The sequence below is a fragment of the Bacteroides sp. Ga6A2 genome (genome assembly GCF_000702225.1).
Taxonomy (GTDB): Bacteria; Bacteroidota; Bacteroidia; order Bacteroidales; family Bacteroidaceae; genus Ga6A1.
In genome coordinates this window covers 32,064-56,970 of record NZ_JNKX01000017.1, presented here as the reverse complement: position 1 = coordinate 56,970, position 24,907 = coordinate 32,064, and the positions used below count along the sequence as shown (strand labels likewise).

The 24,907-nt window shown below is 45.2% G+C and carries 22 protein-coding genes; 10 read left to right on the top strand and 12 right to left on the bottom strand.

Going from position 1 to position 24,907, the window contains the following annotated elements; translation table 11 throughout:
• The first annotated feature begins 165 nt into the window (after positions 1-165).
• Positions 166-1,266 carry an MltF family protein gene (locus T538_RS0105930; RefSeq protein WP_051655909.1) on the top strand — a complete coding sequence of 367 codons (1,101 nt, stop codon included), beginning with the start codon at positions 166-168 and terminating at the stop codon, positions 1,264-1,266.
• Between the two features lie 6 nt (positions 1,267-1,272).
• The gene (locus T538_RS0105925) at positions 1,273-2,733 is read left to right on the top strand and encodes an MltF family protein (RefSeq protein ID WP_155993021.1); all 1,461 of its coding nucleotides are present in this window, start codon (positions 1,273-1,275) and stop codon (positions 2,731-2,733) included.
• Positions 2,734-2,802: 69 nt separating this feature from the next.
• Here the strand turns inward: T538_RS0105925 and T538_RS0105920 are convergent, their stop codons facing one another.
• The 9 genes from T538_RS0105920 to recR form a co-directional block, all read right to left on the bottom strand.
• Positions 2,803-4,101, bottom strand: coding sequence for a DUF3078 domain-containing protein (locus T538_RS0105920; RefSeq protein WP_197025752.1), 1,299 nt, complete (start codon positions 4,099-4,101; stop codon positions 2,803-2,805).
• A 260-nt stretch (positions 4,102-4,361) separates the two neighbouring features.
• Positions 4,362-5,936, bottom strand: coding sequence for a leucine-rich repeat domain-containing protein (locus T538_RS0105915; protein ID WP_155993019.1), 1,575 nt, complete (start codon positions 5,934-5,936; stop codon positions 4,362-4,364).
• Positions 5,893-6,633 carry a hypothetical protein gene (locus T538_RS0105910; RefSeq protein WP_031532653.1) on the bottom strand — a complete coding sequence of 247 codons (741 nt, stop codon included), beginning with the start codon at positions 6,631-6,633 and terminating at the stop codon, positions 5,893-5,895. The genes T538_RS0105915 and T538_RS0105910 overlap by 44 nt, the downstream gene beginning before the upstream one ends.
• 70 nt (positions 6,634-6,703) lie before the next feature.
• Positions 6,704-8,467: an aspartate--tRNA ligase gene (aspS, locus tag T538_RS0105905; RefSeq protein ID WP_031532652.1), complete on the bottom strand. Its 1,764-nt coding sequence runs from the start codon at positions 8,465-8,467 to the stop codon at positions 6,704-6,706.
• 26 nt (positions 8,468-8,493) lie between these two features.
• Positions 8,494-10,263: a hypothetical protein gene (locus T538_RS0105900; protein ID WP_031532651.1), complete on the bottom strand. Its 1,770-nt coding sequence runs from the start codon at positions 10,261-10,263 to the stop codon at positions 8,494-8,496.
• Positions 10,264-10,267: 4 nt separating this feature from the next.
• Positions 10,268-10,456: a hypothetical protein gene (locus T538_RS0105895; RefSeq protein WP_031540900.1), complete on the bottom strand. Its 189-nt coding sequence runs from the start codon at positions 10,454-10,456 to the stop codon at positions 10,268-10,270.
• 80 nt (positions 10,457-10,536) lie between these two features.
• Positions 10,537-11,067, bottom strand: a complete 531-nt coding sequence (locus tag T538_RS17630) for a GNAT family N-acetyltransferase (protein ID WP_031532650.1) — start codon at positions 11,065-11,067, stop codon at positions 10,537-10,539.
• A gap of 414 nt (positions 11,068-11,481) precedes the next feature.
• Positions 11,482-11,907 carry a hypothetical protein gene (locus tag T538_RS0105880; RefSeq protein WP_031532648.1) on the bottom strand — a complete coding sequence of 142 codons (426 nt, stop codon included), beginning with the start codon at positions 11,905-11,907 and terminating at the stop codon, positions 11,482-11,484.
• A gap of 13 nt (positions 11,908-11,920) precedes the next feature.
• A complete protein-coding gene (recR, locus tag T538_RS0105875; protein WP_031532647.1) occupies positions 11,921-12,538 on the bottom strand; it encodes a recombination mediator RecR in 618 nt (205 codons plus the stop codon).
• Between the two features lie 486 nt (positions 12,539-13,024).
• Here recR and T538_RS0105870 point away from each other — a divergent pair, with 486 nt between their 5' ends.
• From T538_RS0105870 to T538_RS0105835, 8 genes are read left to right on the top strand one after another with little or no spacing between them, the layout of a single operon-like run.
• Positions 13,025-14,488 (top strand): sodium:solute symporter, encoded by a 1,464-nt coding sequence (locus tag T538_RS0105870; RefSeq protein WP_031532646.1) that lies wholly within the window; start codon positions 13,025-13,027, stop codon positions 14,486-14,488.
• A gap of 47 nt (positions 14,489-14,535) precedes the next feature.
• Positions 14,536-15,144, top strand: coding sequence for a ribosome biogenesis GTP-binding protein YihA/YsxC (gene yihA, locus T538_RS0105865; protein ID WP_031532645.1), 609 nt, complete (start codon positions 14,536-14,538; stop codon positions 15,142-15,144).
• A gap of 5 nt (positions 15,145-15,149) precedes the next feature.
• The gene (locus T538_RS0105860; protein ID WP_034538909.1) at positions 15,150-15,569 is read left to right on the top strand and encodes a PaaI family thioesterase; all 420 of its coding nucleotides are present in this window, start codon (positions 15,150-15,152) and stop codon (positions 15,567-15,569) included.
• Positions 15,566-16,600 carry an isochorismate synthase gene (locus T538_RS0105855; protein WP_051655907.1) on the top strand — a complete coding sequence of 345 codons (1,035 nt, stop codon included), beginning with the start codon at positions 15,566-15,568 and terminating at the stop codon, positions 16,598-16,600. The genes T538_RS0105860 and T538_RS0105855 overlap by 4 nt, the downstream gene beginning before the upstream one ends.
• Before the next feature lie 2 nt (positions 16,601-16,602).
• On the top strand, positions 16,603-18,306 hold the full coding sequence (menD, locus tag T538_RS0105850) for a 2-succinyl-5-enolpyruvyl-6-hydroxy-3-cyclohexene-1-carboxylic-acid synthase (protein WP_051655906.1): 1,704 nt from the start codon (positions 16,603-16,605) through the stop codon (positions 18,304-18,306).
• 4 nt (positions 18,307-18,310) lie between these two features.
• A complete protein-coding gene (menB, locus tag T538_RS0105845) occupies positions 18,311-19,171 on the top strand; it encodes a 1,4-dihydroxy-2-naphthoyl-CoA synthase (RefSeq protein ID WP_031532641.1) in 861 nt (286 codons plus the stop codon).
• Entirely contained in the window at positions 19,171-20,229 is a 1,059-nt protein-coding gene (locus tag T538_RS0105840) for an o-succinylbenzoate synthase (RefSeq protein WP_031532640.1), read from the top strand. Before menB ends, T538_RS0105840 begins: the two co-directional genes overlap by 1 nt.
• A complete protein-coding gene (locus T538_RS0105835) occupies positions 20,226-21,206 on the top strand; it encodes an AMP-binding protein (RefSeq protein WP_031532639.1) in 981 nt (326 codons plus the stop codon). The genes T538_RS0105840 and T538_RS0105835 overlap by 4 nt, the downstream gene beginning before the upstream one ends.
• Here the strand turns inward: T538_RS0105835 and T538_RS0105830 are convergent.
• The 3 genes from T538_RS0105830 to ligA all read right to left on the bottom strand — a co-directional run bounded on the left by T538_RS0105830 (position 21,203) and on the right by ligA (position 24,854).
• Positions 21,203-21,811, bottom strand: coding sequence for an SH3 domain-containing protein (locus T538_RS0105830; protein ID WP_031532638.1), 609 nt, complete (start codon positions 21,809-21,811; stop codon positions 21,203-21,205). The genes T538_RS0105835 and T538_RS0105830 overlap by 4 nt on opposite strands.
• A gap of 78 nt (positions 21,812-21,889) precedes the next feature.
• Complete coding sequence (dapA, locus tag T538_RS0105825; protein ID WP_031532637.1) at positions 21,890-22,783, bottom strand: 4-hydroxy-tetrahydrodipicolinate synthase; 894 nt, start codon at positions 22,781-22,783, stop codon at positions 21,890-21,892.
• Positions 22,784-22,853: 70 nt separating this feature from the next.
• Complete coding sequence (ligA, locus tag T538_RS0105820) at positions 22,854-24,854, bottom strand: NAD-dependent DNA ligase LigA (protein ID WP_031532636.1); 2,001 nt, start codon at positions 24,852-24,854, stop codon at positions 22,854-22,856.
• Positions 24,855-24,907: the final 53 nt, after the last annotated feature.

The window sequence follows — 24,907 nt, the reverse complement described above, 5'->3', positions numbered from 1 at the left end:
TTGTTTTGTGCAATCAGATGATAAAAGAAATACCGAATCTTACAATCCGTAAGTTTGTCATTATCATTTTCTTCCGAAATTTACAAAATGACAAAATTGCTTGATATTCTGAAAAATCCAGTCTGTTTTAGACTGATTTTCTGCTTATTTATATATTTTTGCATCATGTATCACAAAATTGCAATAATAATTCTTGTGGCACTTTCTTGTTCATGCGCCAGAAACAGCGGAGACGAACAGCAGAAAAGTGCCTTTTTCGATAAAAAAGAAACTACGGATGATGTTCAGAACGAACATTTCGACCTTGACAAGATACAGGAAAGCGGCGAGTTGATTGTTGCCTCGCTCTACGGTCCTTACGATTATTTCAGTTTCCGCGGAATGGAGTTCGGTTATCAGTTCGAGATGGCTGCGCTTTATGCCAACAGCATTGGTGCACGAATCCGCGTTCAGGTGGCAGACACGATGCCCGAACTGAAGAAGATGCTCGAAAACGGCGAGGCTGACATGATAATCTCACATTCCTCGGGCGGAAAGCGCGATTCGCTGGTGTGGACGGTCGGTAAGAACGCTCCTCTGCTCCGCCAGTCGGTAAACGAGTGGTGCGCTCAGGCTGGCACGATGCCCGAGTCGAAGATGCTTCACCGCAAATATTTCGAGGGATTGCTGTTCCGCCCCGTTCATCGTGGCAAGCCGGCGGCTCAGATGCTTAACATGAAGGCTGGAATCATAAGCAAGTACGATGCGCTGTTCAAGCGGTATGCCGGAACGATAGACTGGGACTGGCGTCTTCTCGCCTCGCTCGCCTATCAGGAAAGCAGTTTCAACCCGAGTGCTGTGTCGTGGGCTGGAGCGCAGGGACTGATGCAGATGATGCCAGCAACGGCGGCTTCGGTTGGCATCTCCGAAGGCGACTTGATGAATCCAGAATCGAGCATCGCCGGGGCAACGCGCTACCTGCGCAAACTCGACAGAACGTTCAGCGACATTCACGACCGCAACGAGCGTCTGAATTTCGTTTTGGCTTCGTACAACGGCGGAAGTCATCATATCAGAGACGCTATGGCTCTGGCTCAGAAACATGGCAAAAATCCGCACGTCTGGCAGGGAAACGTAGACCAGTATGTTCTTCTGCTCAGCAAGCCGATGTATTATAATGATGCTTCAGTAAAATATGGTTATATGCGTGGAAGTGAGACATTTAATTATGTTAAGCAAATCCGAAGTCGACATAACTTCTACAGAATGCATGCAAAAAGAAACTAATTGTTTATGAAAAATATTTTTAGGCGCATAATCGAATTTCTGAAAAGGTTCGTAGCGATTGCAAAGACTCTCGACAAGCGGCTTCTTCCTGTGGCGGTGGCTGCCATCGCCGTGGTTACGGTGGTTTATTACTATCGCAAGGACGGCTCTCAGAACGAGAAGGTTGAACTGAAAAAAACGCTCGACCTGCCCGACATTCAAAAGCGTGGCGAGTTGAGGGTTCTGACTATGAGCGGTCCTGCAAGTTATTTCAACTATCGCGAGGAGATAATGGGTTTTCAGTACGAACTGGCTAAAAGTTTCGCCAAGTCGCTCAATCTGAAACTGAAAATTATTGTGGCGAGCAACGAGAACGAGATGGTTCAGAAACTGCTCGACAAGCAGGCTGATATCATCGTTTACAATCTGCCTGTTACGAAGCAATACCGCCGCTATCTCACCTATTGCGGACAGCGTAACGTAACGCATCAGGTGCTGGTTCAGCGCAAAGACAGCAACACGATTAAAGATGTTACTCAGCTTGTTGGAAAAAAGGTGTATGCCAAGAGCGAGAAGTATCTCACGCGCCTCTACAACCTTAATCAGGAGTTGGGCGGAAATGCCATCGATGTTCAGCCCGTCTACAACGAGGAAGTGAGCGTGGAGGATTTGTGTCAGCAGGTGGCAGAAGGCAAAATAGACTACACAATCTGCGACAACGACCTTGCGCGCATCAATGCTCAGTTCAACACTAAACTCGATGTGAATATGGAAATCAGCCTTAACCAGAATGCTGCGTGGGCAACCCGAAGGGATACTCCGTTGCTTGCCGAGGCTGCCGACAAGTGGCACAAGGCGAACATCAACACTAAGGAATATCAGATTAGCATACATAAATACTTTGAGTTTGCACAGATAAACCAAATGTATAATCCGATTATGGATATCACCACCGGTCATATCTCGAAATACGATATGTACTTCAAACTTTATGCTGAAGATATAAAATGGGACTGGCGAATGTTGGCGTCGCTCGCCTATCAGGAGTCTAAGTTTAATCCCGATGTGGTGTCGTGGGCTGGTGCTCGCGGAATTATGCAGTTAATGCCAAGAACGGCGCGCGCAATGGGCATTCCTGCGGATAAACTTAATGATGTTGAGTATAGCGTGAAGGGCGCGGTTCGCTACATCGCCACGCTTGACAAGACTTTCAAGGATGTGAAAAACCGAAAGGAGCGCATCAAGTTCATTCTGGCGGCATATAATGCCGGATACACGCACATCCGCGATGCTCAGGCTTTGGCAAAGAAGCACGGAAAAGACCCTCAGTTGTGGGAAGACGTTGGTCATTTCGTTCTGCTGAAATCGCAACGCAAATACTTCTCGGACCCTGTTTGCAAAGCCGGATATCTGCGAGGCGGCGAAACGTACAATTTCGTTAAGGAGATAAATCTGAGATACGAGTTTTATTGCAGAAGAATTCATTAGGCAGCAAACAAGAATCGGTCAAATCCACAGAATTGGACTTGACCGATTTTTTGTTATCTGAAAATATTTTTATAGCGTGTAGTTCAGACCGAAACTTAGCATTTCCTTCATCTGCCAGTAGTTGTAGCCCTCTACGCGCGTGCGATTGTCGTCGAATCGTGGATAGAAGTACAGTTTTGTAGAAAGCCATTTTCCGACTTGGAAGTTGAATGTGTGCTCCAACTCACCCTCGAGTTTGTGGTAGTTAGAGAATACGTAGAATCTTCCTTCCATCGAAATCTGCTTGCAGAATACGTACTTGTATGTTACCTGAACCTTGTAACCGAAGTCGTGCAGAATCTTGTTGCCTTCTTTCAGACCGTAACTTGTTTCGTCAACAAGCGAGTCGGTTACGCAAGTAAAGTTGTATGTAGCCGGTGACAAGAGGACGGAAACCTCGCCTTTCTTTCCAGTCTTCTTGTAGTCGATACCGAGAGAGAACGCCAGTTTTCCCGGAGACAGAAAACTTGAGTATCGTTTCAAATCGTTGGTCTTGTAACCCGAACAGAACTGAGAGTAAGCCTCGAGTTGGAGAGTGTAGTACCAATCGCTCTTTTCGGCTGTCTTGTAACCGAGTTTCGATGTCAGACGGAACTGGTCGGAATTTGTCTTGTACTTGTGAATCGTGTCACCTTCCTGCTGAATGAATCCGAGTTTAAGTTCGAGCGCGTTGTCGAATGAGATTCGCTGCTGGTCGTCGTAAACCGCCGTTGCCTTGAAGTTAGAGAGCATCGAGTTTGAACTTGTACCACCCTGATACCAGTTTCCCGAGATGTAACTCTGCGTGAACTGCAACGACACGTTGCCAGTATATTTCCAGAAGTTAGGCTTCTTTACCAGAGCATTGTCCTTGCCCACATCGCTCGAAGCATCGCTGTCGATAAGTTTGCTAACCTTTATGTTGCGTTTTTTTACCTCGCCCAAGTTCACCTTTACGTCCTTCAGTTCGTTTTCGGTTGTAGCGAAGTTGTCGGGAAAGTGCATGTATGTGTTAAGCAAATGCTTGTTGGCAAACGCCATAACCTGCGTGTGCTTCTCGTTGCCAGAATCGGAATTCAGCGACATTTGCTGAGTTACCGGCGACTTGTAGAAAGTGTATGGAACAAACATCTTGTATCCGTACGGATTCATTCGAGTGTTGAACGCATCGCTATCACTTCCAGTTCTGAACTTGTAGATTGTACTCGAAAGTGAATCTTGGTAGTTTTTCAGCACCGACTGAATTTGCTCTGAGGCAGAAACGCGTGTTTCCTGAACATTTTGTTCCTCCTGCTCTGTCTGCTGACCGACTTCGTTTTGTGCAAACATCGGCGCGCAAACTGTAAGCATTGCTGCTGAGATAAAAAACAATTTTCTTTTCATGAAAACAAATAAATTACTTTGTGGTGGCAAAGATAATATAAAACCATCGAATCACAAAAGACTTATCCTACGAAAATGAAAAGATTATTGTGCGGAATAGACAAGGATTACTTGCCGTTTTGCCATCCTACTATGCTGATTGTTTGTTAGTTTGTCGAAACTTTTATCTTGTTTTGAATGCAAGTGACTTCCTTCGGGTTTGTTTCGGGATTCCTTCGGGATTGTCATTATTTTTCAACAATAAGATAGTGGTATTTTCTTTCTATAAGTTTTTCAAACTTCTGCCGTGAACCTTTCGGAATTACGATTCTTTTCAGATTTTTGCACGAATACTTAAATTCGCAATCTATTTTTGTAACTTCGCGAGGTAAAAATATTGTTTCCAAACTATCGCAGTTCCTAAAAACAGAATGTATGATTTTTATTTTGCGAGGAAAACTGAACCCCTTCAGGTTTGTACATTCAGCGAAGGCATCAGATTCTATATCTTTTACATTGTCTGGAATCTCGATGTGTGTAAGCATTTTACATCCTTCGAATGCCGATGGCGCGATAGATTCAACATCGTTTGGGATAATTGTGTTTGCACAGCCGCTTATCAGACTGTTGTTTTTCTTACATATAATTGCATTACAGTTGTTCCTCGAATCGTAAAACGGATTTTTTTCGTCTACTGTTATCGATTTAAGCGCAACGCATCCAATAAAATGGTTTCCACAAATATCGACCAAACTGGCTGGTATGTTTATCGATTTCAAATTGGTTCGATTTTCAAATGCCAACATACCGAGCGACTTTATGCCTTCTGGAATTTTCGTTAGCCCGCCTCCAACTTCCAAACGGTTGTCTTTTGTTCGTATTATAGCATTGCAATTTTCTCGTGAGTCAAAAAACGGATTGGCTTTATCTACAGATATCGACGTTAGTGTGTTGCAACGCATAAAAGCATCTTCGTGTAGTTCTTCAACGCTGGCAGGAATAAATATGGATTGCAAGTTGCAACATCCGTCAAACGCTCTTGGGCCTATTTTTTTAAGATCTTCTGTCAATTCAATTTCCTTCAGATTTGTGCACTCGAAAAAAGCCGCTTCTTCAATATATAGAACGTTCTCCGGAATTTTTATGTTTTTCAGCTCCTTGCATGTAGAGAATGCGGCGACTCCTATGCCTTTTACGCTTTTGGGAATCGTTGAATTGCAGCATCCTTTTATCAGACAATTGTCTTTGGTTCTGATTATCGCATTACAATCCTCTCGCGAGTCGTATGTTGGATTGTTCTCATCGACAGATATGGATGTCAGAAAATCAGAATCGAAAGCCAAAACGCCAATGTACTTCACACCTGACGGAATGTATATTTGCTTTAGGCTTTTACAGCCATAAAATGCAAATTCGTCGATGTGCGTTATACTTTTGGGAATTTCGATGTCGGTAAGTGTTTTGCAATTTGAAAAAGCATGTGAATCTATAACTGTTGTTTTGTATACTGTTCCGTGATAGTTTAACGCAGAAATAAAACGTGCTTTTCCCTCAAATCTTTTATCGCATCCCGTAATTTCGAGATGATTATTATTTAGCGAATAGATTACATTGTCAATCTTAAATGTTTGGCTATCAATGAGCTCAAATGAGTTGCAACCGAAAGCCTTTTCATTGCTGTCGATTGTAACAACTCGTTCTGTGTCTTCTGTAAAAACGCACGAAGTGATAACAGCAAGAATCATCAATATGTATATCGGTTTTATCATGTCAGTCATGTTAGTTTTGAGGCTCTGGATATGCAATTCTTCTATATTCTTCAATTATTTCGTTTGTATCAGTCAGTTTGAATTTTAGATTTTTACTAAATGGAATGTCAATCCAATAGCAATAATCTTCTTCATCAAAAATAGAATAAGGAATTGGACGGATAAGGATTTTTCCAGAATCAATGCAGAATCCATATTCTATACTTTCTGCCCAATATCTTGCACGGCAGTTCTCATCAAAACGTAATACTGCTCTTTCTACAATTTTTTTAAGTTCTGGCGTAACAACCAGCGTAACTTCGTATACTTTATTGCCTAAAACAATATAAGTGTAACAAATCTCATCGTATTGTCGATGGAAACTCCATGATGTGCATGTATATAAGAAACTTATAAATTCGTTACGTTTGTAATAGTTTACAGATATTTCTTCGACATATTCCCAATCCTTGTAGTTGGAGCACGTCGCCGCTTTATGATTTGCTTCCGATACCAAGTTGAGTTTGTTAAGAAGAAAACTGCCGTCCTTTTTGAATGTCAAAAATTGTGATGTTTTGTAGGATATTGTGTCAAGTTTAATTTCGGAACTTTTGTGAGTTTTACTCCAGTCAACAAAGGCTTCTATCTTTGATGATAGGGATTCTGTCTTTTGGGGAGCAGAAACCGTTCTGTCAACATCTTTTATGCTTCTGTTTCTGCAACTTATCAGTAAAAGTGCAATCGTAAGAATGTATAAATAGTTTATTCTCATAAATGAATATTTTCGAAGAAATCAAAAGAATCTCCCAACAAAAGGATGTCGGGAGATTCCTGATATTTTATTACTCGTTCTTCAGATTTAGAGCAAGCTGAAGTTCGTCGAGTTGCTTCTGGTCGATGAAGCCCGGAGCATCGAGCATAACATCGCGTCCGCTGTTGTTCTTAGGGAATGCGATGCAGTCGCGGATGCTGTCGAGACCTGCGAAGATGCTCACCCAACGATCGAGACCGTAAGCCAGACCGCCGTGAGGAGGCGCACCAAACTTGAATGCGTTCATCAAGAAGCCAAACTGCTCCTGAGCCTTTTCTGGAGTGAAGCCGAGAATCTCGAACATCTTAGCCTGCAATTCTTGGTCGTGGATACGGATTGAGCCACCGCCAACCTCGATACCGTTGCAGACCATATCGTACGCATCGGCACGAACAGCAGCAGGGTCTGTGTCGAGCAACGGAATGTCCTCGTCCTTTGGATGAGTGAATGGGTGGTGCATAGCCATCAAGCGGTTTTCCTCCTCGCTCCACTCGAACATTGGGAAGTCAACAACCCAAAGAAGAGCAAACTTGTTCTTGTCGCGAAGACCAAGGCGCTCACCCATCTCAAGACGAAGTTCGCAGAGTTGCTTGCGTACCTTCATTGTATCGTCGCCCGAAAGGATGAGAATCAAGTCACCCGGCTGAGCGTTCATCTGCTCCTTCAGTCCAGCAAGAACCTCTGGAGTATAGAACTTGTCTACCGATGACTTAACGCTGCCGTCTTCCTGAACGCGAGCGTAAACCAGACCCTTTGCGCCAATCTGAGGACGCTTAACGAAGTCGGTAAGCTGGTCGAGTTGCTTACGTGTGTAAGAAGCGCAGCCTGTTGCACAGATACCACCGATGTAAGCAGCGTCGTTGAACACGGCAAAGTCGCCCTTTCCTGCGAAGAAATCCTTCAACTCGACAAATTCCATGCCAAAACGCATATCTGGCTTGTCGCTACCGAAACGCTTCATAGCCTCTGCCCAAGGCATGCGCAAGAACGGCTCTGTAAGCTCAACGCCTCTGATAGTCTTGAACAAGTGCTTTGCCATTCCCTCGAACAGGTTGATGATGTCGTCCTGCTCAACAAAGCTCATCTCGCAGTCAATCTGAGTAAACTCAGGCTGACGGTCGGCACGAAGGTCCTCATCGCGGAAGCACTTTACAATCTGGAAGTAGCGGTCCATACCAGCAACCATCAAAAGTTGCTTCAATGTCTGAGGGCTCTGTGGAAGTGCGTAGAACTGTCCCGGATTCATGCGTGAAGGCACTACGAAGTCGCGTGCGCCCTCTGGCGTGCTGCCGATAAGCATTGGAGTCTCAATCTCAAGGAAGCCCTTGCTGTCGAGATAACGGCGTACTTCCATCGTCATCTTGTGACGGAGTTCTATATTTGCGCGTACATTTGAGCGACGAAGGTCAAGATAGCGGTACTTCATTCTGATATCGTCGCCGCCGTCCGAGTTCTCCTCGATAGTGAATGGAGGAGTGAGCGACTCGTTCAGAACATTCAGCTCTGATGCGATAATCTCTATCTCGCCTGTTGGAATCTTTGTGTTCTTGCTCTCACGTTCGTTTACTGTTCCTGAAATCTGAATAACGTATTCGCGACCAAGCTTGTTAGCCTTTTCGCACAACTCGGCATTCTTCTCCTCGTTGAACACGAGCTGAGTGATGCCGTAGCGGTCGCGTAGGTCAACAAACGTCATTCCTCCCATCTTGCGGGTTCTCTGCACCCAGCCCGCCAAGGTTACTGTTTTACCTGCGTCAGAGAGACGAAGCTCTCCACAAGTATGTGTTCTATACATCTTTTATATATTTAGTTTTTTTATTCCTACTTTGATAGAATAGCGCGCGCATGATAACTTGGCGCCTGTCCGAACCACTTTAGGTTGCGGTATGCAAGCGTTGTGCTGTAATTGTTTGGGTTATAGAAGAACGCGCGTCCTTTGTTTGATGCTGTCGATGTCCAATAGTTGTAATACTCGTGCTTTGTTCCGTTTTCGCTATAGCCGAATAACGTTGCATCCGACAAAGCCTGAAGTGAGTACGAGAGGTCGGAGATTACATCCTTAGTCATGCAGCTCAACTCTCCCACCGATGGCAGATACCATTGTCCCTTATCCTGTGGACGGTCTTTCGGAGCGTAGTTGTGAGCCAAGCAAGCCTGCTCGTATATTGTGTAATCGCCCATCTGCTTGCAATAGTTAAACAGACTCTCGGTGTTGTCTCGTCCGCATATATCGGTTGTAGTACCTACAACATTATCGAGTTCTTCAGCCACGTCGTTTTCGCTTCCGCACCAAAGGAATTCTGTGTTGCCGCTGGCATTTGCAAGGTCTTCGAGCGCAATGATTCGGCAATGAGGACCGTATGTAAGCGTTGGGTCGATAGGACCGTCCTTAGTCATTGAAAGTGCATAGACGATGCCTACCGGATAGTGCGCCTCTTCGGATATTGAGCCGTCGCGGTTGTAGAAATATCCCACTTTGTAGCGAGGCTGCTGCTTCATTTTAACCTTTGCCCAGCCGTCGGATGTTCCGATAAACTTGCCCGCCAGGCGGATGTTTGAACTTTCGGCATAAGAGCCTTCGTAGAACTGTACATCCTCGGTTCCCGGATTGTTCATTAGCAGAAAGTCGATTGATTTTCTGTCCATATCTGGGAAGAAAACGATGTCTACGTCACCGTAGTTTGTGTTGGCATCATCGGCACCATTGGTTGTGAAAATCAAATCCTTCGTTTCGGTATATTCCATTTCAGGATTCGAAGCTCCCGACGATGGATTAACATCAATCGGATCTTCGTCCATGTTGTAGAGAGCCTTAACCTTCTGATTCAGAACCGTAACCTGTGCATTCTTTAGGTTGATGCGCTTATTGTTCGAATCGTAGAAACGGAATGTTCCGATAGATACCAGCGGATAGAAACGGTCGTCGGAATTGTTCGGGTCGAGTTTCTGCAACTTGCCCGTTATTTTGTTGTATCTTCCAAGATAATACTGGCCGTACCAATCATCGTAAACGACGCTGTATCTCAGCGAACGCATATACATCAGTTCGTTGGTGAACTTTCCGTCCTTGCTGAACGAACCGTTCTGTCCCGAAATATCGAGTTTCAGAATTGTCTGGTGAGCCGTGTTGATAGCCTCGTAGTCGTTTTCGCGGCCTGCGGCAAGCATGTCGCCATATTTGTTACGGCACTTGAAATCGTGAGGATAGAACATTCTCACCTCGTCGTTCACCTTGGCATGAACATATCCGCTGCAATGCGCATACTTGTCGTTCTGCGGATTGTTGTCGATTACGAGCGTATCGTGCGAATATCCGTAGTAGCGATGGTCGTACGACACATCCTTGACCATTATGCGGTTGCCTCTCTCCCAATAGAAGTCTGGCTTTTTCGCCTTGATTCCGTACATAAGTCCAATACGCGTGTCTTTCACATCCTCCTCTTCCGAGCCGCCGAAACTCATATCGAGGAAAATCTTGTCAAGACCATTCTGCTGGTTTTCGTTTTTCTGTTCGGTATCAATGTCGAGTTGCGAGCACGACTGAGTCATGATGCAACATGCAGCAAGGGCATAAACAAAAAATTTCTTCATGATTCTAAAAACCAATTCGTTTTGGAGTTGAGGGTTTTGAGTTAAAAATCTTATCGCCGGAAATGCCCGGAACATTTCCGTTAATAGGGTTGCTTGGTAGGTTTCCAGCATAGCCGTCGCTTGCAGCCATAAGCTTAGCCTCTGTTATAAGGCACAATGTGCAGCAAGTTGGTTTGGTATATTTTTTTTTCATTTGCAAATTCTTAGTACTTCTAACCTATAGATTCACTTAAATACTGATTGCAAAGGTAGTAAATGTTTAGTAATTGAGCACTATTTGTCAATAATTTTTTGCATCAGAATTACATTTTCGTAAGTTTTATCTACTCTGAACCAGTCTTTTAATAGTCCGCTCTGCTCAAAACCGCATCTACTGAACAGTCGTCTGCTCGCGTCGTTGCTCTCGAGGCAATAGGCATAAAGTTGATGAATGTTCAGGCGGACTTCTGCATATTCTGCGAGAAGCATAATTGATTTATATCCAAAGTTTTGAGCTCTGTTATCTGGAGAAACGAATATGCCTACTTCTGCCTTGTTGCTGTATCGGTCGTAACTCGAAAGACTGCACATTCCGATGATTTTTTTTGTCTGCAGATTCTCGATGGCGAGCTTCACTTCTCCGTCTGAATAGAAATCGCCGTTGTTGTTCATTATGTAGTCGATGATGCTCTGTCGCGATACAGGCACCGTCATGTCCGACGAATGCCACTCGGTGCTGTCGTTGCACCAGTTGTAGTACTCGTCGATGTCGGACAACTCGAGTGCTCTCAGTCTTATTGTATCGTCTTGGAGAAGTTTTTTCATTTAGTTGTTAATTGTTTGTTAAATGATTTTTCCGTAGGCCAAATCAGAAGATAAAGTAATACTGTAAATAAAACACATAAATGTATTGATTGCGAAAGAGATACGTAATAAACAAACGTGGCAATTGCAAAGGTAAAGTATAATATTAAGAATCGGCATCTCATGTATTTTTGCAGAGATTTCTCGTTCTTTATTTTGTTGCGGACAAACTTCAGACTGAAAAATCTATAGCAAATGTACAATGATACTATCGTGAGCACGACTGTAGCAATTTGCACAGCGTTCACAAATGCCGAATCTGAAACGTAAAGAGGTTTGGAAACAGCAATTGTGGCTATGCCGATTAGCAGAATAACGCTCCACGCAATTCGGAGTTTCCTCACGTTTTCTTTGCAATCAACCATAGCAGTATTTTTACTTTTCTACTTTGTCAAAATCCTTTTCTGTAGGCCAGATTGTCAGAGAGAACAAAAGTAAAATTCCGATGCAGAAAAGAGATGACTGCGAACGTGTCATTAAATAAAATTGTGTGTTCGTTAAGACTGCAAAGAACAGTATGCCCATACGAATTAGTAAATAGGCGTAAATTGTAGGAACTTTTACATCCTTTCTCTCCATTGCTTTACGTGCAAACTTCAAATCGAAAAATTTGTAGCAAATAGGAATTGCTGCAATAGTTACGACTACACCTATGACTTGTAGGACATATTCTGCAGTTGCATTGTCTAAATATAGACTTTTATTTCCGAATAGCAAAAGAATTGCAGGAACTATCCAAAATACGAGCCATTGTGTTCTCAACATTTTTAATGTTTTTTTTTTGTACTCTAAATCGTTCATATTATAATTATTTTTAAGTGTTTCCTGTAAATGTTGTTCGGTTTATGATAGAACGGCCGAGCGTAACTTCGTCGGTATATTCAAGCTCGTCGCCGATGCTTATTCCGCGTGCAAGAACGCTGATTTTCACTCCCGTGTCGGCAAGTTTGCGGAAGATATAGAAGTTTGTCGTGTCGCCCTCCATCGTTGAACTTAGGGCGAGAATCACCTCGCTCACTCCGCCAGCCTTTACGCGCTCAACAAGCGAGTCAATTTCAAGGTCGCTCGGTCCGATGCCGTCGATTGGCGAGATGACGCCTCCCAAAACGTGGTACAATCCGTGGAACTGCTGTGTGTTTTCGATACTCATTACGTTGCGTATATTTTCCACAACGCAGATGAGCGACTTGTCCCGACGGCTGTCTGAACAAATCTGGCACACATCGGTATCTGAAATGTTGTGGCACACTTTGCAGTATTTCACTTCGTGCTTCAGCGTTACGAGCGCGTTTGCAAAGTTGTCTACCGACTCGTTCTCTTGCCTTAGCATGTGCAAGACAAGTCGCAGAGCCGTTTTTCGGCCTATGCCGGGAAGACGCGAGAACTCGCCCACTGCCTTCTCCAAAAGTATTGACGGATATTGTTGTTCCACTTTGTTATTTGCTGTTTCGGTTTGCAAAAATAGTAATAAATATGTCAGTTCGGCATAAATTCAATAATATTCTTACTTTTGTAGCGGACTGCATGCTGATTTTAAGGATTCTATTCTGTCTGTTGATTTGTATGTGTGGCTTATTTGCGGCTTGGATGTTGCAATGCAGAAGCTACCTTCCGGCTTGCATTAGTATACGCATCTCGAACCTTTCTCGAACCTTTCCCGAACCTTTCGGCTTGCTTTCCCGTACCTTTCCCGTAGCTACTCCGTTCCTACCCCGTAGCTACCACGTACCTTGAACGTTGCTTTTGGGGCTATTCTTTGTATAATGATTCATTGTTTTGTATATTGTTGCAGAATGTTCTTTATGCCAAATTCGCATAAATAATTAAATGAATATTTTTTTGAGTTGCCAGAAAAGAAAGGCTTTTTCGGACGAAAATAAAATAAAAGAACTATCTTTGCACCTAAAAATGTAAAAAAATGAATGGCTTGTATATTCTACTTACAGTTTTGATTTATTTTGGCATCCTTCTTTTGATTTCGACATTCACCAAAGGAAAGTCGGGCAATGCCGATTTCTTCAGAGGCGGCAAGCAGTCGCCTTGGTATTTGGTTGCATTCGGAATGATTGGCGCATCGCTGTCGGGCGTGTCACTCGTGTCGTGCCCCGGATGGGTTCAGAGCATCGACATGACCTACATGCAGATGGTGTTTGGCTATTTTCCGGGCTATCTGATAGTTGCCTTCGTTCTTCTGCCAGTTTACTACAAGTTGAATCTGACAAGTATTTACACATACCTCGAACGGCGATTCGGTGCGGTTTCGTATGCTACGGGCTCGGTTTTCTTTCTGCTTTCGAAAATGCTTGGAGCTGCTGCCCGACTCTACCTCGTCTGCCTTATATTGCAGATGTACGTTTTCGAGCAGTTCGGTATTCCGTATGCTGCGACGGTGGTGGCAACGGTTCTGCTCATCTGGCTTTACACGCGGCACAGCGGCATCAAGACAATCGTCTGGACGGACACTTTGCAGACTTTTTGTCTGATTGCGGCAACGTGCATCATTATCTTTCAGACTATAAATCAACTTGATATGAGTCTTGGTGAGGCGATTACGGCTATTGCCGAAGATTCTCATAGCCGAATGTTCGAATTTTTCGACTGGAGCAGCAAACAGCATTTTGTGAAGCAGTTTCTGAGCGGAATTTTCATCGTAGTGGTGATGACAGGACTCGACCAAGACATGATGCAGAAAAACCTCACCTGCAAGAACTTGAGAGATGCGCAGAAGGATATGAGCGCGTACGGATTTTTCTTCATCCCGATGAATCTTTTGTTTCTTTCGCTCGGCGTTCTGCTCATCATTCTTGCACAGAAAAACGGCATCGACCTGCCCGAAAAAGGCGACCAACTTCTGCCGCAGTTTGTGGTGAATGGAATGTTGGGCACATCGGCAATCATATTCTTCTCTATCGGAATAATTTCGGCGGCATTCAGCAGCGCAGATTCTGCCCTTACCGCGCTGACGACGAGCTTCTGTGTGGACATTCTTGGAAAGGGCGACGACACTCCGCAGAACAATGTTGTTCGAAAGCGCGTGCACATGGTGATGATGGCCGTTTTCTGCGGTTTCGTCCTGCTCTTCAAGGTGATAGACAACGAAAGCGTTATCGACACGATTTATCTGCTTGCCTCGTACACATACGGTCCGCTTCTCGGAATGTTCTCGTTCGGACTTTTCACGAAGAGGAATCCGAAGGAGAATCTCGTGCCTTTCATTGCCGTGGCATCGCCCGTTCTGTGCTATATCATCGACATAACGGTAAATAATGCCTTCGGATATAAATTCGGCTACGAGATGCTGATGATAAACGGTTTGATTACATTCGCAGGGCTGTTTTTGGTATCGAAGACAGAAAAACAAGACAAATCGGAGGTGGCATAGGCAAAATCTGCTTTATTTTTGTTAGTTTTGCAATCTAAAATATTGACATGGAAATAAAATCTGCAGAATTTGTAATCAGTAATGCTGATGTGAAAAAATGTCCGGCCGACGGAAAGGTTGAATACGCCTTCATCGGACGCTCAAATGTTGGTAAGAGCAGTCTTATCAATATGCTTACGCGCAACAAGAAACTTGCAATGACATCGGCAACTCCGGGAAAGACATTGCTGATAAACCATTTCCTGATAAACAAAAGTTGGTATCTCGTCGACCTTCCGGGCTACGGATTTGCACAGCGCAACAAGAAAACTCAGGAGAAAATCACGAAGATAATAGAGGATTATATTCTCACGCGCGAGCAGATGGCAAACCTTTTTCTGCTCATCGACATCAGACTTGAACCGCAGAAAATCGACCTCGAATTTATGGAATGGCTCGGCGAGAACGGCATACCGTTTGCCATAGTATTTACTAAGGCTGACAAACTGACAAACGGCAAGAACAAGAGCAATGTTCAGAAATATCTGGCAAAGATAAAGCAGAGTTGGGAGGAACTGCCGCCTTACTTCATCACGTCGAGCGAATCTCGCCTTGGACGCGACGAACTGCTTGATTATATAGACCAGATAAACAAATCAATCTCAGAAGAAAAATAGAAAAGATGCTTACACAGGAATTTTGCGATGATGTAAACGAAAGGCTGAAAAATACGATGCTCGGGGCAATGGGCATCAGATTTCTGCCTACCGATGAGGATATAATTCTTGCAGAAATGCCGATTTGCGATGCCACCCGACAGTATTTTGGCATTCTGCACGGCGGAGCGTCGCTGGCGATGGCCGAATCTGTTGCCGGACTTGGCTCGCTCTATCTTGTAAACGACGAGAAAATTGTGTGTGGAGCGCAGGTTACGGGCAATCACATAGCAATGTCGGCAACCGAAGGAAAGGTTTACGCTCGCGCCACTTGTCTGCACGCTGGCAGAACGAGTCATGTGTGGAACGTGGACATCGTTGGCGAGGACGGCAAACTTATTTCTACCGAGCGTGTTACGAATTATATTCTGCCTAAAAAGCAATGACCAAAGAGCAAAGAAACATAGCCGAACTGTTTGTGGCAGAAGAGTCGATTGCGCTCTATCGGCTGCCGTTTTCCGATGAATTTACGGTAGTGATTCAAGACCGTCGTAAGGCTACTTCGGAAACAGACGGATTTGTGATGATGCCGTTTGCCGAATCCGAAGCGCATCCAACCGTCGTGATTTCGCCCGACAGAGTTATAAACTGCAAATTTCGCGTCGAAGACAATCTGTATCATACTGAAAAAGAGATAGAAAACGTGGTTCTACCAGACGAATGCTACAACTCAGCATTCGAAAAATTCAGCAAGGCTTTGAACGATGGAATTTTCGAGAAACTCGTTCTTTCGCGATGCGAGAAAATTCATTCTGAAAACATTGATGCTTTCGGCTCGTTTCTGAAAGTGTGCGTAGCCTATCCGCGGATGATGGTCTATCTTGCCAAGACTCCCGCTACGGGAATATGGCTCGGCTGCACTCCCGAGATTCTGCTTTCGGGCGAAAAATCGCACTATCGGACTGTGGCTCTTGCCGGAACGATGGCGGCAGATGGCAATGACATCCGCAACCTTGTTTGGAGCGAGAAAAACAAAGAAGAACAGGCAGTTGTTGCAAGTTATATCCGCTCGCGCTTGAATGTGCTGGCAACGGTCATCGAGGAAGAAGGACCGTACACATCTAAAGCTGGAAATCTGGTGCATCTGAAAAGCGAATTTCACTTCTCGCCAAAGCCATCGTGTTCTCTTGCCGACATAATCGGCAACCTCCATCCCACTCCGGCTGTGTGTGGATTGCCAAAGGACGAGGCTCTCGCCTTCATCTTGAAGAATGAGGGTTACGACCGTTCGTACTATTCTGGCATCGTTGGAATGCTCGATTCTTCGGGAACGACGAATCTTTACGTTAATCTTCGCTGCGCTAACCTCTCCGAAGGCATCGCCTACGCTGGCGGCGGATTGCTGCGCCAGTCTGATGTTCGGAGCGAGTGGAACGAGACCGAGGAAAAACTGAAAACGATAAAAAAAATACTTTAAATATGTATTGCAACAAGAGGAACACTCTGCAACTTACGGCTCTTATGCTTAAGGCTGGCATAACCGATGTTGTTATTTGCCCAGGAAGCCGAAATTCGCCGTTGGCAAACAACTTCAGCGTGGCTGGAATGAATTGCATTCCGGTTACCGACGAGCGATGCGCAGGTTTCGTAGCCATCGGGCTTGGCCAGGCTCTTCGTCGTGCCGTGGCTGTGTGTGTAACGTCGGGCAGCGCGGTGCTGAATCTTGCGCCTGCGGTTGCCGAGGCTTTCTATCAGAAACTGCCGTTGCTCGTCATCACGGCCGACCGCCCGGAACGATGGCTCGACCAGATGGATGGGCAGACTCTTCCACAGCCGGGAGCGTTTGACAGAATGGTTCACAAGTGCGTTCAACTTCCCGAACCTAATTGGGACGATTCGCCTGAGAATAACGAGATTGCGTGGGCTTGTAACCGTCTGATAAACGAGGCTTTCATCGAGATGAACCGCAAGAATGGCCCCGTTCAGATAAATGTTCCGATTACTGAACCTTTCTTCGATTTCAGCATCGAAAATTTGCCTGATGAAAGGCTGATTTCTTATTCCGAGACTGATTTTTCGTCTGTAAAAGTTGACTTTTCTGTCGGAAAATCGACTAAGGCGATGGTGATAATTGGTCAATTAAGTGCCGAGAAAGCAGACGGATGTCATTCTGCGCTCAAATCGCTTGTCGAAAAGCACAAAAATATCGTAGTCTGTGCCGAATATCTGTCGAATATCGGTTACGACTGCCCCAACGTTTTGCGCAATTTCGACGAGGTTCTGAGTGCCCATTCTGCCGACGATACGCTGATGCCTGATGTGGTCTTCGTTCTCGGCGGACATGTTGTTTCCAAGAGACTGAAGAATTTCATTCGCAACGCATCGCCTGAGCGCCTTGTTCAGTTTGTTCTCGACGATTATTCGCTGCCCGATACCTACAAATGTGTTACGCATTTTGTTAGAACATCTGCTGATAACGCTCTTAAAATCATTGAGCATCAGTTAATTGAAGCCGATAAAGATTTCTTTGAGTGCTGGAAAAATCTTTCAGAAAATCTGAAGAAAAAAGCTGATAAATATTCGTTCTCGTCGTTCTGCGACCTTTCTGCGCTGAAGTTTATTTCTGAAAATATCGACAGAAAATCTGCCGTTCATGTGGCAAACAGCAGTATGGTCAGAAACATTCAGATGTTCGATGCTTCGTATTCCGAAGTACTTTGCAATCGTGGTGTAAACGGCATTGAAGGCTGCGTTTCTGCTGCTCAAGGCTTCAGACTTGGCGGAAGAGACACGCTGCTTTTGGTTGGCGACCTCGCCTTCTTTTACGACAGCAATGCCCTTTGGATTGAGGACAGTATGAATATGCAAAAGTCGTGCAACAAATTGCGAATCGTTGTATTCAACAATCATCTCGGTCAGATTTTCAGAAATCTGAAAGGGCTTGATAAAGCTTCGTCTTATCAGGAATACATTGCAGGAAAACATTCTGCCGGCGCGGAGCATATTGCCAAGGCATTCAACGCCCGATATTTTTGTGCGGAGAATCTTTCGGAACTAAAAGATGTTTTCCGCAAGTTTATGGACGACGTAGATTCTCACACCTCGATTCTCGAACTTTTTATCGACAGCGAGGCGAGCAAAAACGAATTCAGCAAATATTTTGAACATATCTCTAAACAATAAAAATATGGAACGAAATTGGAAGACAATCAAACAATACGAAGAAATTCTTTTTGAGTTCTTCGAGGGAATTGCAAAGATAACTATCAACCGACCACGATACAGAAATGCTTTCACACCGCGAACAACGTGGGAAATTAGCGATGCGCTATATTATTGTCGCGAGGCGAAAGATGTCCGCGTAGTTGTTCTGACAGGTGCTCACAGTCCTCTGAAGGAAGGTCAGACCGAAGAAGAACGGCTGAAGACCGAGGCATTTTGCAGCGGCGGCGATATGCACGTTAAAGGTCGTGGCGGATACGTCGGCACAGACGGAATTCCGCGTCTGAACGTACTTGATGTGCAGAAGCAGATTCGCTCAATTCCAAAGCCGGTCATTGCAATGGTAAACGGTTTTGCGGTTGGTGGCGGACACGTTCTGCACGTTGTGTGCGACCTCACGATTGCAAGCGAGAATGCAAAATTCGGTCAGACAGGTCCAAAGGTCGGCAGTTTCGATGCCGGATTCGGTTCGTCATATCTTGCACGCATCGTAGGCCAGAAGAAGGCACGCGAAATTTGGTATCTCTGCAAACTCTACACCGCTCAAGAGGCTCTTGAAATGGGGCTTGTAAATAAAGTTGTTCCGTTCGACAAACTCGAGGACGAGGTTGTTGATTGGGCAAAGACAATAATGAAGCGCAGCCCTATCGCCATCAGAATGATAAAGGCTGGACTGAATGCTGAACTCGACGGGCAGGCTGGTATTCAAGAACTTGCAGGCGATGCAACCATGCTTTATTACTTCAGCGACGAGGCTCAGGAGGGCGGAAAAGCGTTCTTGGAGAAGCGCGACCCTGATTTCGACCAATATCCATACATTCCGTAATGAGAGTTACTGTCAGACCATATACGCTCAACTTCAAGCAGCCGGCTGGAACATCGCGAGGCATTTACACCGTCAGAAAGGTGTGGTATGTCGAGGTTCGCGATGGCGAAAGACTGCTTGGCATTGGCGAATGTGCACCGCTTCCAAAACTGAGTTGCGACGATATTGCTGATTATGAGGACGTTCTTCGTGCTTTTGCTCAAAGATTTGAATCGGAAATCAACACTCAAAATACAGATTTCAGTCTCAGCAATGAGTTGAAGGAAGAGATGCGTCCGTATCCGTCCATGCTTTTCGGCTTCGAATCTGCCGTGATGCAGATGAGCGCTGGCGGAAGCACAGCTCTTTCATCGACTGCTTTTTCGCGCGGCGAAAGAGGCATCACTATCAACGGCTTGATTTGGATGGGCACGTTCGACGAGATGAGGCATCGCATCGAAGAAAAAATGCGCCTCGGCTTCCGCTGCATCAAACTGAAAATTGGTGCGATAGATTTCGACAATGAACTCTCGCTAATCAGAATGATTCGCGAAAACTTCTCGGCCGAACAGATAGAGATTCGCGTCGATGCCAACGGTGCATTTGACGATGATGCCATGCTGAAACTTCAACTTCTTGCAGAAAACCATCTTCATTCAATAGAGCAACCTATTAGGGCTGGCCAATGGCAGAAAATGGCTGGACTTTGTGCCGCTACTCCCCTTCCGATTGCTCTCGACGAGGAACTTATCGGTATCAACACGCGGAGCGAGAAAATCGAACTTCTCGACACCATCAGACCGCAATATATCATTCTGAAACCGTCGCTTCACGGCGGATTTTGCGGTGCTGAAGAATGGATTCGCCTTGCCGAAGAACGAGACATCGGCTGGTGGGCAACATCGGCTCTCGAAAGCAACGTGGGACTGAACGCCATCGCCCATTGGTGCGCAGGCCTGCAAGAGTCGTGCCCTGATAAAACGCCTATGCCACAAGGACTTGGCACAGGAATGTTGTTTACAAATAATATTGACTATCCGTTACACATCGAGGGCGAAAGACTTTATTACAAACCATGACATTATCAGACTTTTACAGCGAATGGAACGACGACAATGCGTTTATTAAGGTGCGTACATCGGGCTCTACTGGCAAACCGAAAGAGATGCTTGTCGAAAAGAAACGAATGCTTGCAAGTGCCCGTATAACATGCGATTTTCTTGGATTGAAGTCGGGCGATTCGGCGTTGCTTTGTATGTCGCTCGATTACATCGCAGGGAAAATGGTCGTTGTGCGCAGCATAGAGCGCGGACTTCGCCTAATTGATGTCGAACCGTCGTCTCATCCGCTTCGCGATGTTGCTGAAATTCCGACGTTTGCAGCGATGGTTCCGATGCAAGTTATTAAAAGTCTGCAAGTTCCCGAGGAGGCTGAAAAACTTAGGCGGATAAAGCAGTTAATCATCGGCGGCGGAGCGATTGATTCAAATCTTGCTGAGACTCTGAAATCTTTTCCCAACAACGTTTGGAGCACTTACGGAATGACTGAAACGCTGTCGCACATCGCTCTCCGAAGATTGAACGGCGATTATTCCTCGCTTTGGTACACGCCGTTTCCGAGCGTAAAAATCAGCATCAGCAAGGAAGGAACGCTTGTGATTGATGCTCCGTCCGTCTGCTCCGAAGAGTTGATAACCAACGACATAGCCGAGATTAACGAGCGCGGTCAGTTCCGAATCATCGGACGAAGGGATAACACAATAAATACTGGTGGCGTAAAGGTTCAGATTGAGGAAGTTGAGCGACTTCTGACCGAAGAATCGGGTTTGAAAGATTGTTTCAGAATAAGTTGGCGCGAGCATCAAGTGCTTGGGCAAGAAGTCGTTATGCTTGTTGACGCGAGCGTGACAGAACAGAAAATGGCACTTTTGAAAAATGCCATTTCAACGTTGCCTAAATATTGGCAGCCAAAAGATATTGTTGCGGTCGATACCCTTCCGATGACTGAAACAGGAAAACCAGACAGAGCAAAGACTCGCCTTCTTCTTGAAAACTAAGGATTTACAGCCTTCAATGTGTACGAATGTCCGTTGTATAAAAGGCATCCCTGAACGTACCAGAAAAGTTTGTGCGTTTTTTGTGCAGAGCCGTTTGCTGTCAATTTCTCCTCGCAAAGTAAAACGCAGGAATTCAGCATCTTTCCTCTGAAAACGGCTTGGTCGGCAAGTCTACCGTTTGTTGTTTTCTTATAGTTTACAATCACGACGTTTGCGTTATTCGCTGTCGAATCGGCTTTCAGCGTCCACGCAATTTCGATTTTTGCGCGCCTTCTTCCAACGCCTTCAACAAGATTTTTTGTGTATGTTCCTTCGGGAATCTGAATGCTGTCGCCGCGTACATCGAGCGATGCAACTTGAGATTTGCTAACATAATATCGGCAGTTTGTGTAGAATTCTTCTACCAAATACCAGCCGTCAAGTTTTTCTTTTATTCTGAATGGTGTGTAGCGTGGTGCTCTTGTTATCAGTTCGCCATTTTCGCTCGGTGTCAGGCGAAGAGCCGCGTTGTCTTCCGTAACGAAGACCGATTCGATCTTCTGCGCCAGCATAGAGTTGCAGCCCAAAAGCATTGCCAAGGTTATTTTTATTGCATATTTAGTCATAATCAATCTTATTGACAAAAACTCCGATACCTTTGCTGATACCGGAGCCTACTCATAAAAATAAAAATGTTAAAAAAATCAGCACTTAATGTGCAATTCCCTTACTATTTTGCTTATTGCCGCCATTGTTGTGATTCTTGTCGGAACAAGTGGCAGACGCAAAACGTTTTCAATCATTCCCATGCTGTTAAGCATAGCCTTTACACCTGCCGGATTTCCGTCGACAAACAGAAGACTGAACAATTCTGTAAAGCGATGATGTATGGTTCGTGCGCTGTCGTAGTCGCCGTTGAGCGCAAGTCTCACCATTCGGCTGAACTCTTTTGGAAGAGCGTTTCCTATAACGCTTATCACGCCTGTTGCTCCGAGTGTAATGAGTGGGAATGTTATTCCGTCATCTCCAGAGAGAACGTCAAAGTCGGCAGGTTTGTTTTTTATAATATCGTCAATTTGGGTGAAGTTTCCTGAGGCTTCCTTTATCGCCACAATGTTCTCGCAGTCGCGTGCCAGTCTGAGTGTTGTTTCGGCTGCAAGATTGATGCCTGTGCGTCCCGGTACGTTGTAGAGAACAACTGGAAGGTTTGTGGCTGCCGCGATAGTCTTGAAGTGCTGGTACAAACCCTCTTGCGATGGCTTATTGTAGTATGGACAAACAGACAGAACTCCGTCTATGCCTTTGAAATCGCCGTTCTTCAGTTCCTCAACAACCGCCATTGTGTTGTTTCCGCCGCAGCCCATCAGAATAGGAATGCGTCCGGCAACCTTTTCAACAATCAGGTTCTTAACTTTTGACTTCTCTTCGGCAGAGAGACAAGGCGTTTCGCCTGTTGTTGCAAGGATGCACAAAAAATCTGCACCTTCGTTAATAAGATAGTCGAGCAAACGGTCAAGCGACTCATAATCAACACTAAAGTCTGCCTTAAAAGGAGTAATCAAGGCTACGCCCATACCCCTGAATATATTTTTAACCATACCTTGAAGTTACACTTTGTTATAAATTCGACGACAAAAGTAATATATTTTTTTGTTATAGCCTATATAACTACTCAATTAAATTCAAAAAATCGTCTTCCGACATCATTTGAATACCTAATTTCTTTGCTTTCTCGAGTTTCGAAGGTCCCATGTTTTCGCCGCACAGAATGAAACTTGTCTTAGACGAGATGCTTCCGACATTCTTTCCGCCGTGAAGTTCAATCATCTGTTTGTATTCGTCGCGCGAATGTTTTGCAAAAACGCCGCTGATTACGATGCTTTTGCCCTCGAGTTTGTTAGATGCGCCTTCCTGCGCCTGAGTTGAGATTTCCATCTGAACGCCGTACATTCTCAGACGCTCGATAATCTCGATATTGCGCTGGTCGCGGAAATATCTGATTACACTTTCGGCTATGGCAACGCCGATGCCTTCGATGTCTGTAAGTTCTTCGAGAGTGGCTTTCTGAAGTGCGTCGATGCTCTTGAAATGCCGTGCAAGAATCTTGGCTATGCTCTCTCCCACAAATCTGATGCCCAAGGCGAACAATACTCGTTCGAAAGGAACGTTGCAACTCTCGCGGATGCTTCTTACAATCTTGTTTGCACTTCGGATTTTGTTGCCGTCGAAGCCCATAATCTGCTTCACCTCTATTAGATACAGATCGGCAACATTGTGGATTAGTCCGCGCTTGTAGTAATCGTCCACGGTTTCAGGACCGAGACTGTCGATATTCATAGCCTTTCGGCTTATGTAATGCTCTATCCTACCCTTAATCTGAGGCGGACAAACCACGTCGTTTGGGCAATAGTGAGCCGCTTCGCCCTCGTATCTCACAAGTTCCGCGCCACATTCGGGGCATCGGGTTATGAATTTTATCGGGTTGCTTTCGGGTTCTCTTCGGGTTTCATCAACGCCAACGACCTTCGGAATAATCTCACCGCCCTTCTCAACATAGACATAGTCGTGCTCGTGCAATCCGAGTTCTGCTATGACGTCGGCATTGTGGAGCGATGCCCGCTGAACGGTCGTTCCTGCAAGTTGAACCGGTTCCATCACGGCAACCGGAGTTATCGCGCCTGTGCGTCCCACCTGATAGATGACATCTTTCAGCAGAGTACATTCGCGTTCGGCCTTGAATTTGTATGCTATTGCCCATCTTGGCGACTTTGCAGTCATGCCCAGATGACGTTGTTGTCTTGTTGAATTGACTTTCAGAACGATGCCGTCGGTTGCAACCGGAAGGTTCTTTCGCTCTTCGTCCCAATAGTTTATAAAGTCAAAAACCTCTTCGATGGTCTTTACTTTCTTCATTCCCTTCGAGATTTTGAATCCCCATTTTGCGGCTTCGGCCAGATTCTCGAAATGTCCGTCTGCCGGGATTTCTTCGCCGAGAAGATAATAGAGATAAGCATCGAGTCTGCGCGATGCCACGAGTGCCGAATTGAGCGATTTAAGCGTGCCCGAAGCGGCGTTTCGCGGATTAGCAAAGAGTTGTTCGCCGTTTTTCTCGCGCTCGGCATTAAGTTCGTCGAACACCTTCCACGGCATGAGAATCTCGCCCCTTATTTCAAACTCGTGCGGATAGCCGCCGTTTGTGAGTTGCAAAGGTATGCTCTTGATAGTCTTCACGTTGCTCGTAACATCATCGCCCTGCGTTCCGTCGCCTCGCGTAACGGCTCTTACAAGTCTGCCATCAACATAGGTAAGCGAGATTGAAAGTCCGTCGTACTTCATCTCGCAGCAGATTTCAAAGTCCTCGCCTTCGAGTCCGCTCTTTACTCGGGCAAACCATTCTGCCACCTCCTGCTGATTGTAGGTGTTGGCAAGCGAAAGCATCGGATATTTGTGAGTTACCTGAGTGAACTCGGTGTTGATGTCGCTTCCTACCCTTTGCGTAGGTGAGTTTGGGTCGAAAAATTCGGGATGAAGGTTCTCCAAATCCTGAAGTTCGCGCATCAGATGGTCAAATTCCTCATCGCCAATTACAGGTGCATTGAGCACATAATAGTTATAGTTATGCTGGTGCAACTCTCTTCGGAGTTGCTCAATTCTTTCTTTTGCTTCCATAGTGCAAAGATAATAAATATTGACAAACAGAAATGTTTTTTTTAAATATTTAC